The sequence below is a fragment of the Methanobrevibacter sp. genome (assembly GCF_045644645.1).
In the GTDB taxonomy this organism is placed as follows: Archaea; Methanobacteriota; Methanobacteria; order Methanobacteriales; family Methanobacteriaceae; genus Methanocatella.
In genome coordinates, this window is the sequence record NZ_JAZRHE010000137.1 from 14,074 (window position 1) to 27,923 (window position 13,850).

The 13,850-nt window shown below is 37.2% G+C and carries 11 protein-coding genes; 9 read left to right on the forward strand and 2 right to left on the reverse strand.

What is annotated here, in order from left to right:
- Positions 1–9 precede the first annotated feature (9 nt).
- Together ACKI4K_RS08000 and cyaB are read right to left on the reverse strand one after the other, a co-directional pair.
- On the reverse strand, positions 10–1,173 hold the full coding sequence (locus tag ACKI4K_RS08000) for a homocitrate synthase family protein (protein WP_407423989.1): 1,164 nt from the start codon (positions 1,171–1,173) through the stop codon (positions 10–12).
- A 56-nt stretch (positions 1,174–1,229) separates the two neighbouring features.
- On the reverse strand, positions 1,230–1,772 hold the full coding sequence (gene cyaB, locus ACKI4K_RS08005; RefSeq protein ID WP_407423991.1) for a class IV adenylate cyclase: 543 nt from the start codon (positions 1,770–1,772) through the stop codon (positions 1,230–1,232).
- 118 nt (positions 1,773–1,890) lie between these two features.
- Here cyaB and ACKI4K_RS08010 point away from each other — a divergent pair, with 118 nt between their 5' ends.
- From ACKI4K_RS08010 to ACKI4K_RS08050, 9 genes are all read left to right on the forward strand, one after another.
- Positions 1,891–2,916: a glycosyltransferase family 2 protein gene (locus ACKI4K_RS08010; RefSeq protein ID WP_407423993.1), complete on the forward strand. Its 1,026-nt coding sequence runs from the start codon at positions 1,891–1,893 to the stop codon at positions 2,914–2,916.
- 167 nt (positions 2,917–3,083) lie between these two features.
- Positions 3,084–3,629 carry a TATA-box-binding protein gene (locus tag ACKI4K_RS08015; RefSeq protein ID WP_407423995.1) on the forward strand — a complete coding sequence of 182 codons (546 nt, stop codon included), beginning with the start codon at positions 3,084–3,086 and terminating at the stop codon, positions 3,627–3,629.
- 13 nt (positions 3,630–3,642) lie between these two features.
- On the forward strand, positions 3,643–5,412 hold the full coding sequence (gene serB, locus ACKI4K_RS08020; protein WP_407423997.1) for a phosphoserine phosphatase SerB: 1,770 nt from the start codon (positions 3,643–3,645) through the stop codon (positions 5,410–5,412).
- Between the two features lie 42 nt (positions 5,413–5,454).
- Complete coding sequence (locus tag ACKI4K_RS08025; RefSeq protein ID WP_407423999.1) at positions 5,455–5,616, forward strand: hypothetical protein; 162 nt, start codon at positions 5,455–5,457, stop codon at positions 5,614–5,616.
- A 157-nt stretch (positions 5,617–5,773) separates the two neighbouring features.
- Entirely contained in the window at positions 5,774–6,694 is a 921-nt protein-coding gene (locus ACKI4K_RS08030) for a DUF2121 domain-containing protein (protein ID WP_407424001.1), read from the forward strand.
- A 233-nt stretch (positions 6,695–6,927) separates the two neighbouring features.
- Positions 6,928–9,081: a DNA topoisomerase I gene (gene topA / locus ACKI4K_RS08035; RefSeq protein WP_407424003.1), complete on the forward strand. Its 2,154-nt coding sequence runs from the start codon at positions 6,928–6,930 to the stop codon at positions 9,079–9,081.
- 194 nt (positions 9,082–9,275) lie between these two features.
- The gene (locus ACKI4K_RS08040; protein WP_407424005.1) at positions 9,276–12,002 is read left to right on the forward strand and encodes an STT3 domain-containing protein; all 2,727 of its coding nucleotides are present in this window, start codon (positions 9,276–9,278) and stop codon (positions 12,000–12,002) included.
- Positions 12,003–12,051: 49 nt separating this feature from the next.
- Positions 12,052–13,146 carry an OBG GTPase family GTP-binding protein gene (locus tag ACKI4K_RS08045; protein WP_407424007.1) on the forward strand — a complete coding sequence of 365 codons (1,095 nt, stop codon included), beginning with the start codon at positions 12,052–12,054 and terminating at the stop codon, positions 13,144–13,146.
- Between the two features lie 20 nt (positions 13,147–13,166).
- Positions 13,167–13,712, forward strand: a complete 546-nt coding sequence (locus tag ACKI4K_RS08050; RefSeq protein WP_407424009.1) for an adenylate kinase family protein — start codon at positions 13,167–13,169, stop codon at positions 13,710–13,712.
- Positions 13,713–13,850: the final 138 nt, after the last annotated feature.

Sequence of the window (13,850 nt, forward strand, 5' to 3'; positions counted from 1 at the left end):
AATACAACCTTATTTTTTAGTATTCTTAACGATTTCTCTAAATACCTTATCATTAATGTATTTGCCTTCTTCTCTTTGCTTTTTAACCTGTCTTACGATTTCAATAAGTTCATCATCACTTACATCTAATTCGCATTCATTTAATTTGGCCCTTACTGCCCGGCATCCTGAATGCTTTCCCAAAACGAGCTGCCTTTTTTGGCCGACCAGTTCCGGGAGGTACGGTTCGTAGCACAGTGGCTCTTCGATCACTGCATCAACATGAATTCCTGATTCGTGTCTGAACACGTTGTTTCCAACGATTGGTTTGTTATAGGGGATTGGAAGCCCGCTTGCCTTTGATACGATGTCTGAAAGTTCCTTGATGTATTTGGTTTTGAATCCATAGTCCTTTCCGTACAGTATTCTCATTGCCATTATAAGTTCTTCAAGGGAGGCGTTTCCCGCCCTTTCTCCAATGCCGTTGACTGTTGTTGAAACGGCTTGGGCACCGGCCAACACTCCAGTGATTGAATTTATCACGGCCAATCCGAAATCGTTGTGCAGGTGAACTGCAAGGTCAATGTCAATGTCCTTTACAAGCTCCCTTACCATATAGTCAATACCTTGCGGTGTAATTGCTCCGGTGGTGTCGGCAATGTGGACTCTGTCTGCACCGCATTCCTGAGCCTTGCCGTAGATTCGCTTTAAAAACTCGATGTCTGTTCTTGTCGCGTCCTCTGCGGAAAATGCCACAAACAGTCCATGGTCCTTGGCATAGTCCACCGCGGTTTCGCATAGGTTGATTGCATCCTGTCGGGTAATGTGCATCTTATGGTCCAGGTGAATGTCGGAGGTTCCGACAAATGTGATGATGCCGTCAACATCACAGTCAAGTGCGGCGTCAATGTCCTGCGGCTTTGTCCTGGTCAATCCGAGAATTTTGGCATTCAGACCTTCGTTTGCTATTGCCTTCACGCTTTCCCTTTCCTTTTCGGAAACGATTGGAAAGCCCGCTTCAATTTGGTGTATCTTGAATTGGTCAAGCTTTCTTGCAATCTCCAGCTTTTCATCAAGGCTGAAGCAGACGCCAGGGGTCTGTTCCCCATCTCTTAATGTGGTATCATAAATTGTAATATCATCAGGAAATGTCAATTCACATTCTTTATTATAGTGACTTATGAAATATTGCAAAGTTAATCCCTTCTCAAAATTGCTTTAATTATTATTAATTTTATTATTAATTTATATTAATATATGTTTTCCAATAGCTCCAGATATGATGTTCTCTCAAAGCCATCTTCAATGCCCAATTTTGAAAACAACTCAAAAATGCTGTTTTGTGCATCACTGTAGTCGCTGCCGTCTTCAAGGGCAATTTCTATTTCCATATACGGATCAAGGCCTTCCACATCGTCCAGTGATATTTCAAAGTTTTCATAGGAGAAGTATTGCCTGTTTTTCCTCACGGCCCTCACCCTTTCAAAACCGATCGCTTCGAAAATGCCTGCGCATTTCTCGCTGTCGTCTATTCCCATTTCGATTTCCTTTCGGGTTTTGCTCTTTTTGTCGATTTTCGGACCCTTGTAGGTTATGAAAATTCTTTCATTACCTTCTTTTATTGTTGTCCTTATTCTCAGAGCTTCGTCGGTTTTTGCAAAGTCAACTACCGGACTGTTGAAGTATATGTCTTCCTGGAATTCCTTTTTGGTTTTCAAGGCTCCGAGTTCATTTAATCTTTTTTCAATATCTTCGAAACTGTCTATTCTTGCCTTAACTTCCACTTCTATCATACTATCAGCCATCGAATGTGTTTTAATTAATGTTTTGTTTGTCTTTTTTAATTTTTTAATTTTTTCATTTAAAATTTAAATAGGAATTAAAATAAAAAATCAACTAATGTCTGAATTCATGATATCTATAATAATTCCGGCCTACAATGCAGAGAAGTATCTGGCTCAGGCGCTGGATTCCGTTGTCAATCAAAGCATAGGCGTTGAGAATCTTGAGGTAATCATAGTAAATGACGCTTCAACCGACGGGACCCGTGAAATCATCGACAGATACTGCAGCAAACACCCTAATTTCAAGGCCATCCATCTGGAGGAAAACACCGGTGCGGCATGGGGACCCCGCAACATCGCCCTTGAGAAGGCAAGCTCAGATTACGTAATGTTTCTTGATGCTGACGATACATATGAGGAGGATGCATGTGAGGTGTTATACACAGAAATCGTTTCATCAGATGCAAACGTGGCGTTCGGAAGGTACTATAGGGTTTACGATGATTTGATGTTCAAATCATACTCCCCATATGGGGATAGCATTGATATGAAAAACGATCTGGAGTTCAATCCGAATTTTTCAGGAGCTGTCTCTTTTTTATGGAGCAATATTTTTTACAGGCTGTTTTACGGTTCGCCCGGAAAAGTAAGGGACAGGATATATATTTCAGATATCCGCCAGAATCCCGAAATCCTAAAGATTCTGCCTTCATTCTGGACAAAGATATTTAAGAGGTCAATTGTCGGTGAGTTTCCTGAGTTCGTTGCAGGCGAGGACTTGAACTTCATGCTGGATGCCTACAACAGGGGTGAAATTGTCCTTTTAAACGACAAGTTTATTACCAACTATTACATGCGTTTTGATGATGCTGAACTTTCAGTCACCAAAAATGTCAATTTCAAATTGGTTTTGGATTCAATCAGGGCATATAAATTGGCTATCGTAAAATGCAATGAGTACGGATTTGCAGAATACAATAAGATGATTAATCCTTTCCTTCTCAATTATCTAAGTCTTTTGAAAAAAGGGGACTTCACCAAATCCGAGATGAAACTACTTTTAAATGAGATAAGCGAAATCGATGATATCTATAAAAATAAAGGATTGCTCGGATTTTTGATTGTCAAGTTTATGAAGTTCTCAAGCCGATGATTATTTTATTTTTCGCGATTTTTTCTCAAAAAAATTTTTCTTATATAACATAAACATACCTTTATATACTATTTAAATTAAATATTTAATTAGTAAAAATTTAACTTACTTTTTTGTTTTCTTAAATTTTACTTACTAATTTTAATAACTTAAGTGGAGGTTTTAAATTGACCGATGTTGACATAAAAATTGAAAACATTGTTGCTTCTGCAAGCATTGGTAAAGACATAGTTCTTACTGAAGTGTCACAGGCTTTAGAAGGGGTTAATTTTAATCGTGAACAGTTTCCAGGATTAGTTTTTAAACTTAAAGATCCTAAAACCGCAGCATTAATTTTCAGCTCTGGTAAGCTTGTTTGTACTGGAGCAAAATCTATAGATGACTCAAAATTGGCAATCAAAAAGACTGTTGATTTAATGAGGACAATCGATACAGAAATTCCTGAGGAATTCGAAATTAAAATTCAAAACATTGTGGCTTCTGCAAACTTAGAATCCACATTAAACTTAGAAGCAGTAGCTTTAGAACTTGAAGATACTGAATATGAACCAGAACAATTCCCTGGTTTAGTATACAGATTATCTGACCCTAAAGTGGTTTTATTATTATTTGGTTCCGGAAAAGTTGTATGTACTGGTGCCAAAACCAAAAGCGACGCTAAACTTGGTGTCGAAAGAGCTTACGATAGATTAAGTGAGCTAGATTTAATATAATTTGGTGGTATTATTGATTAAACTTGTAGTATTTGACTTAGATAACGTTATTATTGATGGTGAAGCGATAGATGAGATAGGAAAATTAGCAAATGTTGAAGAGGACATAGCTAAAATTACTGAAAAAGCTATGCAAGGTGAAATTGACTTTGAAACTTCTATTAAGGATAGAGTACAACTTCTTGAAGGAACTTCTATTGAAGACATTGAAAAAGTTGCTTGTGATCTTCCATTAATGCCTGGCGCAGAAAAAACCATCAATTGTCTAAAAGATAAAGATGTAGATGTAGCTATCATTAGTGGAAGTTTTGATGTAGTGGGTGATAAAATTAAAGATAAACTCGGAGTTGACACAGTTTATACTAATAGTTTCACAGTCGAAGATGGTAAATTAACTGGTGAAGTGACTGGTCCTTTAGTATCCGGTTCCAAATTGGATGTATTAAAAGACCATGTCGAACAAGCAGGAATTACTTTAGATGAAGTAGTTGCTGTTGGGGATGGCGCAAACGACATTTCCATGATTGAATCAGCAGGTTGCGGAATAGCATTCAACGCAAAAGATTCTGTAAAAGAAATTGCTGATGTAGTAATAGAAGAAAAAGACTTATGCAAAGTCTTAGATGAAATCCTTAATCAATTAACCACTGATGATGCTGAAACTGAAACTGTAGAAGAAGAAATCGCTGAAGAAGCCGAAGCTGTTGAAACTGAAACTGAAGAAGTTGAAGAGGCTGAGGCTGAACCAGTTGAGGAAGACGATGCTGAGGAAGCTGAAGTTGCTGAAGAAGAAACTGAAGAAGTTGAAGAGGCTGAGGCTGAACCAGTTGAGGAAGATAATGCTGAGGAAGCTGAAGCTGTTGAAGAAGTTGAGGCTGAACCAGCTGAAGAAAAACCTAAAAAATCTAAATCTAAAAAAGATAAAGATCTTCCTAAATCCAATTTTGTTCTCGCTGACACCATGGAAGGTGTAAGAAAACAAAAAGACGAAAAAGAAGCTGAAATCTCCAAAGTTGCTGATGAAAGAGAAGAGTATAACAAAATAGCTAAGGAACAACGTAAAATTAGAGATGAGTTAAATGCATCTTTAAAAGAAAACTTAAACAAAGCTATTGAATTCAGAAACGAGCGTAATGAAATCAACAAAGCTGTTGAAGCTGCTAAAAAGGCTCGTAATGATGCAAACAATAAGATTAAAAATCTTGAATGGTCTTCTGGTAAACGTGATAAAATCAAAATAGAAAATGAAATCAAAAAGATTGATAAAATCATTGAAACTCGCGTTTTAGACATTAAAAAAGAAAATCAGCTTGTTAAAAATGCAAATGATTTAAGAAAACAATTAATGGAAATTCACGAAGACGAATCAGTTAAAAATGAAGCACAAGAGCTTAAAAAAGTATCTGAAGAAGAACACGAAAAGGTAATTGAACTTTCTGAAAAAGCTCAAGCGGCCCACGAAGAAATGCTCACCTACTTCAGAAAAACTGATGATATCAGAACTGCAGCCGACGAAGCTCACAAAAAATTCATCGAAGCTCGTAAGAATGCTTCAGCTAAACATGAAGAATTCAAAGCTATCTTAAGCGATATTCATGTTATCAACAAGAAGTTAGGTTCCAACAAACCTAAACGTAGAAAATCCGATAACAAATCTTCACCTGCTGCTAACAAAAACCGTGAAGAAAAGGAAAGGGCTGAAGAGATCTTTGAAAAATTCAAACAAGGTGGAAAAGTATCTACCGAAGAGATTTTACTCTTGCAAAAATACAACATAGGTTAAGTTATTTAACCTACTTTTTTTTACTTTTTTTAGGGTCATATTATGAGTGAAGAAAAAATTGAAACCTGTTTTATCTGCGGCAAGAAGTTTGACATGAACAAGGCAGAATTAGGTTATTATAGGAATGGCCAGTTTCCAATCTGTGATTTCTGTGCTGATTTTTATCGTTTTTATAATGAAGACCTGACCGCTAAAAAGGAATAGCTATTTTTTAATGTTGCTGTGCTTATTATTTTAATCACCAATTCGGCACAACATTTTTCTTATCAATTTTTCTTTAAACTTTATAATGTATGATTGATAGAGTAATACTAGGATTTAAAATATGTAATCATTTTAAAAAATATCAATCGGGGATATCATGAGTTTAATCATTGCATACATGGGTAAAAAGGGCTGTGTAATGGCGGCCGATAAGAGGAAAATCGCTTATTTTGGAGATAAGGAAGATTTGGATGCTTTAGAAGATGAATTGTATAATGGAACTATTCAAACCGACGATGAATTTTTGCAGAGAGCCGACGAATTAAACGTTTCAGTCAAAATCACCGACGGTGCAAGCAAACTGCTTGAGATTGGAGAGATTATTCGTGGTGAAGTAAGCTCCAAAGGAACTTTTCAAACAAAAAGAAGAAGAATTTACGGTACAACTAACGGCTTTCAGTTGGTTGAACTGTTGGGTTCCCAAACTCAATCCCGTAAAGCAGGCAATAATGGAATAATCATTTTCGGAAACAAATATGCAAAACAGTTAGCTCAGAAATTGATTTCCGCCAAATGGAAAGCTTCTCAAAATTTGATTACAATGAGGGAAGTCTTTGAGGAAATCTTAGGCGAGGTCTCTTCCAAAACACCTACCGTCGGAGATGATTTCGATATTATTGTTAAGCACCCCACCTATTCAGAGACAACCGCCCAATTGAATCTGAACAAGACAATTGACCATGACATTAAGTTGCTGGCCAGATTCCGGCAGGATCTGATTGAAAAGCTTGTCCAACAAAATTTGGAAATTGAAATGTCCTATAAAATCATCGACAACGGTGACATCGGTCGTGTTGTCGACATTGACGGCGGCGAGTTGAAGGTTCAGTTGAATGACAAGACACAGGCGGTGGATGAGAATTGGAAACAGGTAGTCGCACCAGGACAGGTTGCTGTAATGTACACTGATAATGACAACGTAAAGCTCAAGGACAAGGTCATCGTTAAGGATGAAAAGCTATGCCTCAAGAAGGACAAGTCCACTCTCAAATGTGATGTAATTTTGTGCACACTGTAATTAAAGTACCTATGAATGAATGCTCTTAAAGTGGTATTTATATCGATTTGGTAGTTTTCACCGGTATTCATTCATATCTGCTATTTCTTTCAATCCCATAATGAATTTTCGTTCAACTTCACTTTTTTTTAGCAATTTTTTCATGCTGGGGTATTACTAATTTCAGAATAGTAATATTTTTATATTAAAAATTTCATTAAAATATTCTATAAAAAAATTTTTGGGTAAATATAATGCATGAAGTAATAATTTGCGAAAAACCGAGTTCGGCGGAAAAAATAGCTAAAGCGCTTTCACCAAGCGCTAAAAAGAAAGTGTATAATAAGAAAGTTAAATATTGGGAACTTCAAAGGGATTCAAAGGATATTACAGTTTTATCCGGTGTTGGTCATTTGTATTCATTGGTTCCTGAAAAAAATAAAAGGTATAAGGTTGCCTTTGACCTTCACTGGGCTCCTTCCCATGAAGTCAGCAAAAGCAGTGCATTCACAAAAGATTACCTAAGGGCTATTAAAAAATTCGGTAAAAATGCTGATTCATACGTTCATGCTTGCGATTATGATGTTGAGGGGACATTGATTGGTTACAATGCCTTGAAATATGCATGTGGCCAGGATGCACTGAATAATGTTTCCAGAATGAAATTTTCGACATTAACTAAAAAGGATATTGTGGATGCTTATGAAAATAGGATAGACATTGACATGCATCAGGTCGATAACGGTATTGCCCGACATATCATAGATTATTACTTTGGCATGAACCTTTCCATTGCATTATCGGATTCCGTTAAGAAAACCAAGCACAGATTTTTAAAATTGTCCGTTGGTAGGGTTCAGACTCCAACATTGTCAATACTGGTAAAACGTGAAAAGGAAATCCGCGAATTTGTTCCTGAGCCCTATTGGATTATAAGGGCTATTCTTGATTTTGAGGGTATTGAAATCAAGCATGTTGAGAGGAATATATTTGACAAGGCCCGTGCTGATGAGATTTACAATAAATGTATGGGAAAAGATGCGGTCGTTGATGAAATCAAGTTTACAAAATCAAAAACAAGACCTCCTGTTCCTTTTGATTTGAGCGGTCTTCAGGCCGAAGCTTACAATGTCTTTGGTTTTTCACCAAAAAGAACTCAAAATGCAGCTCAAAATCTTTATAGTGCAGGTTACACTTCCTATCCACGTACTTCATCTCAAAAATTGCCTGAAAGTCTTGGATTTGAAAATATTTTCAGGCAACTGTCTGCAAATCCTGAGTTCAAAAAGCATATCTCCAAGCTCCCTTCCAAATTAAAACCTAACAACGGTAAAAAGGAAGATGCGGCTCACCCTCCTATTCACCCAACAGGAATACTTCCGAAATCCCTCAATAGCGATGAGAAAAAAATCTATGAGTTGATCGTTTACAGATTCATTGCAGTATTTTTTGAATCTGCCGAATTTGAGACCATGAGCGCTACTCTGGATATTGAGGATGAGAAGTTTAAGTTCAAACGCAGACGGGTTACTCATAAGGGGTGGATGGAGCATTATCCGTTTAAAAAGATAGATGATGAAAAATTCCCTGATGTTAGCGAAGGAGATTTGATGAGTGTTAAGGAACTTATTAAAGATGAAAAGGAAACCAAACCTCCCGCACGTTATAATCAGGCTTCATTAATCAAGGAACTCGAAAAGAAAAACCTGGGAACCAAGGCGACCAGGGCGGACATTGTCGATAAGTTGTATGACAGAAAGTACATTGAGGGAAGCAAAATAGAGGTTAATCAGTTAGGTGAAAACCTCATTGACACCTTGAATACCTACTGCAGTAATTTAACAAGCGAAAAGCTCACAAGAGATTTGGAAATCAAACTTGAGGGCATCAATCAAAACACATCTACTAAAGAAAGCGTTATTGATGAAGGTAAAAAGGATGTTGAAGATATTTTGGTGGACATTGATGAAAACCAAAAGGGCATCGGTTCCAAATTGTATGAGGCTTATCAGGCAACCAACATTGTTGGCGAGTGCAGCTGCGGAGGCAAGCTTGTCAAACGGGCAGGCCGTTATGGAAAATTTGTAGGATGCACTAATTATCCTGATTGTAATGTAACCTATTCCCTTCCGAGAAACGCTTCCGTAATTAAAAAGACCTGTGAAATTTGCGGTCTTCCTATGATTGCGGCCGGCAAAGGCAAAAATAGGCGTGAAATGTGTCTTGACCCTAATTGCGGCAAGGATACTTCAAAGGAATACAAACCTGAAGAGGTAGGGGCATGTCCTAAATGCGGCAAGCCACTTTTAAAAAGATCAGGCAGATTTGGCGAATTTGTTGGATGCAGCGGTTTTCCAAAATGCAAGTTCACTTGTTCACTTGAGGAACTGGAAAGCAAATTGAATTAAATTTTGCTTTTTTCTAATTTTTCAGATATACATAATATTTAATAATGGTGAATTAAATATATATTATTCAATAAAAATATTTTTTCAAGTCAAGTTTAAATATTTTTATTTGTTTCTTATAATTTTAATATAACTTGTTTAAAATTATTATTTTAGAGAATTTTAATTATTAACGAAATGAATAGAGGATTTCAATGAATAAACAAACAATTTTAACAATAGGCAAATCAATAGTCATTATTTTGATTTTACTTGCTGTTGTTTTCGCACTAAAAGCTCCCGCAGCCGATTTAAATTCTATCGGCGACAGTGTAAAAGGGGACTATATAGATTCATCAGGTCTTCCTTATTTTAGTGAAATGGATTCATATTATAACCTAAGGTTGACTGAGAATTATGTAGACTCCGGCATTTTCGGGGATGAAGTTATTAATGGAAGTGAGTGGGATATGCATAGGCTGGCCCCTGACGGTAATCAGGTTAATTATGAGGGCGCCATTGTGTATGTCACATCATGGTTACATGACATTGCGAATAGTATGCTTGGAGGAAATCATTCAGTAAAAGAAGTTGCTTTCTGGACTGGCGCATTAATTTCCACATTAGCTGTTATTCCGGTATTCATATTCGCAAGAAGAATTACTAACGATTATGGGGCAATTGTTGCAACATTACTTATAGTTCTTGCTCCGAACTACTTTGCACACACATTCCCTGGATTTTTCGATACAGATATGTTCTATTACATATTCCCGCTGTTCTTTATATTCTTCTTTATTGAGGCTTTGAGAACAGATAATATTATTTTAAAAGTTGTATATGCGATACTATCAATCATATCAATCGGATTGTTTTCGCAAGCATGGTCAGGTTACATCTTTTACATAGGTGTGATGGGCATATTTGCAGTGGTATATCTGATTGCAGGATACTTCTTTAAAATTTGGGATGACCCCGGAGATTATTCGAATAAGTTTGACTGGCTAATCCACAATAAGGATCTGCTCACTATCATAATCCTGGGGGTACTGGGTTTTATAGGACTTGTAGCTTTCAAAGGCTTTGATGGTGTCACATCATTATTCGGAAGTGTAACTTACTTGTTAAACTTACAATCCGCTTCACGTGTTGCTGGCGGTTTCCCTAATGTACTTATTTCTGTTGCAGAGATGCAGGCACCGGCATTGCTTGCGGGCGGAATGGTTTCAGCATTTATAGCAAGCACCAATGGAGTAATCAACGGTATTGGTGGAATTGCCATATTGTTTGCAGGCTTAATAGTAATGTATGTTTTAGTTTCAAGAGCATTTAAATTCCGTTCTGCAGCTCCTGTTAAAGATAGCTCCAATAAAAAACCTCAAAAAGGAAACAGATTGGCTGCTTCTAAAAAAATCGATGATGACCGTAAGTTCAAGATTGCTTTGGCCGATTTAAAGTTCGGCGGCAATAATGACATTTTGGCCGATAAACGTTTGACTGTAATGTATGCAGCACTGTTTGTTGTATGGGTAGTGGTTTCCGCAATTGCGGTAAGTAGAGGTTCAAGGTTCATCACCACTATTACAGTGCCATTCGGTTTACTTGCAGGTATTTTTGTAAGCTATGCAGGAGATTATGTTAAAAACAGATTAAATGATGACAGGTTGTTGGTTGTTGTTTTATTATTATGCGGATTTTTAGCAGCTATCCCATTGACCTTATTGAATAATGTCTATGCAATCGCATTGTTCATAGTAATTGCTGTTGCGGGTTTATTTACTATTTATGCTTTAAAACCTAAAGCATCAGTTAAGGTTCCGCTTAAGAAATACGTTGTGATTGCAGCGATTGTCATCGCACTTGTTTCTCCAACAGTTTGTGGTGCTTATCTGACTTCCTATTCTGTTGTTCCGGGTACAAGTGACCCGATGTGGAATGCAATGCAATGGATTGACGAAACTCAGCCTGAGGATACAGTCATCACATCCTGGTGGGACTTCGGTTACCTCTTTGAGATTGCTGCCGATAAACAGACAACATTCGACGGAGGTTCACAAACAGGATCAAGGGCATTCTGGCTGGGTAAGGCGATGTCTACGGATAATCTGGAACTGTCAGCGGGCATATTCAGAATGTTGGATACAACCGGTGAAAAGGCAGTCACCAAATTGGTTGAGGTTACAGGAGACACAGGCAAATCAGTTGATATATTGCTTGATATCTTACCGAAATCATCCAGTGACGCCAAGAAGACTTTAGTGGATACATATAAGTTATCCCCTGATAATGCTTCAGAGGTTATTGGATACACTCACCCTGATAATCCGCGTCCGGTAATATTTGTCGCATCTTCAGATATGCTTGTAAAAGCAGGATGGTGGAGTTACTTCGGTGGATGGGACTTTGAAAACCAATCTGCTAAAAACTTCAACTATTATGTTCCAAAAGCACAAGTGACAGTTGAACCAGGCTCCACCGGTAATTTGACCATAAATGAGGGTCAAGGAATGACTGTAAATGCAGTTATTGAAAGGGGAACTGGCAATAATACTACTTCAGCCCACATCGAATCAGTGTACACAGAGAATGGTGAAAAAATCATGATAAATGATACTGAGTATAATCCATTGAAGGCATCAAATATCATTGTAATTGAAAATGGATATCTCATGAAAAATGAGACCATCAAGGATGCGGATGATGGAAACTTCACACTATTATTAATAGGTAATGAGAATCAGTACACTCCATTCTTGATAAGCAACGAATTGGTTAACTCAATGTTCACTCGCTTGTACTTGTTCGGTGGAGCAGGCCAGGACATATTTTCCAATGTCCATACTGAGCCTGGAGTAATGTTGTTCAAAGTAAACTTTGAAAATACTGCTGCCGGCGGATCCAGTAACTCAACTAGTTCCAGCGGCAACTCAACTAATAAATAGATTAGGCCTTTCCTAATCTTTCTTTTTTTATTTATTTTTGGTGGTTTAATTGGGGATAGAAGAGAAAATAAAAGACATTGAAGAGGAGATTAAAAAGACACCATATAATAAAGCCACTTCTCACCACATTGGCAAACTTAAAGCCAAACTTTCAAAATTAAAAGAAGAATCCTTACAAAGAAGCAGTGGCGGGTCTAAAGGTCAAGGATTTCATGTTAAGAAATCTGGAGACGCAACTGTGGTTTTAGTGGGATTTCCATCTGTGGGTAAATCTACATTGCTAAATAACATTACAAATGCTGAAAGTAAAGTGGGGGCTTACCAGTTCACAACATTGGATATTGTCCCTGGTGTAATGGAGCATAAGAATGCCAAAATCCAAATCTTTGATATTCCTGGAATCATTACAGGTGCAAGCAGTGGTAAGGGAAGAGGTAAGGAAATTCTATCCGTTGCAAGAACTGCAGATTTAATATTAGTTGTTTTAGATACTTTCAATCCACAACACATTGATGTTATTGTAAAAGAGTTAAGAGCTATTGGAATCAGACCAAACGAACAGCCTCCTGACGTGACTGTCAAAAGGAAAAAGCTGGGTGGCGTAAAGGTATCCTCAACCTGCCCATTGTCTCACATGGATGAAAAGACAATAAGGTCCATCCTGAATGAATACGGTTACATCAATGCCGATGTCCTGTTTAGGGATGATGTGACAATGGACCAGTTCATTGACGTGCTTGATAGGAACAAATCCTATGTTCCAATGCTGATTTTACTGAACAAGGTTGACCTGGTTGATGATGAATATATTGAAGAATTGAAAAAATACATTCCGGATTTCATTCCGATTTCAGCGGATAAAAACACAAACATTGATGAGTTGAAGGACATCATATTTGACAATTTGGATCTTGTCCGCGTTTATTTGAAACCTCAAGGAAGAAAAGCGGATATGGAAGATCCGTTGGTAATCAAAAAAGGTTCTACTGTAATTGATGCATGCAGAAAGCTGCACAGGGAATTCGTTAAGAATTTCAGGCATGCAAAGGTTTGGGGAACTTCAGTCAAATTCCCTGGCCAAAAGGTCGGGCCGGACCATGTGCTTGAAGATGAAGATGTTTTAAGGATTATTTTGAAAAAATAATTCTTTTCTTTTTTGATATTATGAATAAAGCTATTTTTATTAGTGGAACTCCATGCACTGGAAAGACCACAGTCAGCGAACTGCTTTCGGATAAGTTAAACTGCAGACTTGTTAAAATTAATGATTTGGCAATTGAGAATGATTTTGTTTTAGGCATTGATGATGAGAAAGGCTACAAGGTCATAGATATTCCTGCACTTAATGAGAAAGTATCAGAGATTATTTCAGGCAATGATGGGATGCTCATTTTTGAAGGGCATCTTTCACATTTGTGTGATGGTGCCGATAGGGTCATTGTCTTAAGGGTCAGGCCTGAGATTTTGGAGCATCGCCTAAGGGCACGTGATTATTCCGAAGCAAAGATTCGTGAAAACCTGGAGGCGGAAGCGATGGGAATCTGCAGCGGCGAGGCTTATGAAATCCATGGTGAAAACGTATCGGAAATCGATGCAAGTGATTTGACTGTTGAAGAAATTGTTGATAATCTTATTTGTGTTATTTCCGGTGAGAAAACCTTTTCTTTTGGTGAAATTGATTTTATGGATTGGCTGATTTCAAATCATTAATATTATTTTTCAATTGTGCATTTTGAATAGGTTCATTTGTTGTATAATTATTTTGTCATTTTGTTTTCTTAAATCTTATTTTCAATGTTTATTTCTTTAATATTTTTTCTAAAATTTAGCAAAACCTAAAAAATTTTA

Bases quoted from the DNA above. Each gene is read 5' to 3' on its own strand.
- ACKI4K_RS08030 (WP_407424001.1), top strand. From the start codon at position 5,774: ATGAGTTTAATCATTGCATACATGGGTAAAAAGGGCTGTGTAATGGCG.
- topA (WP_407424003.1), top strand. From the start codon at position 6,928: ATGCATGAAGTAATAATTTGCGAAAAACCGAGTTCGGCGGAAAAAATA.
- ACKI4K_RS08050 (WP_407424009.1), top strand. From the start codon at position 13,167: ATGAATAAAGCTATTTTTATTAGTGGAACTCCATGCACTGGAAAGACC.
- cyaB (WP_407423991.1), bottom strand. From the start codon at position 1,772: ATGATAGAAGTGGAAGTTAAGGCAAGAATAGACAGTTTCGAAGATATT.
- ACKI4K_RS08025 (WP_407423999.1), top strand. From the start codon at position 5,455: ATGAGTGAAGAAAAAATTGAAACCTGTTTTATCTGCGGCAAGAAGTTT.
- ACKI4K_RS08010 (WP_407423993.1), top strand. From the start codon at position 1,891: ATGATATCTATAATAATTCCGGCCTACAATGCAGAGAAGTATCTGGCT.
- ACKI4K_RS08040 (WP_407424005.1), top strand. From the start codon at position 9,276: ATGAATAAACAAACAATTTTAACAATAGGCAAATCAATAGTCATTATT.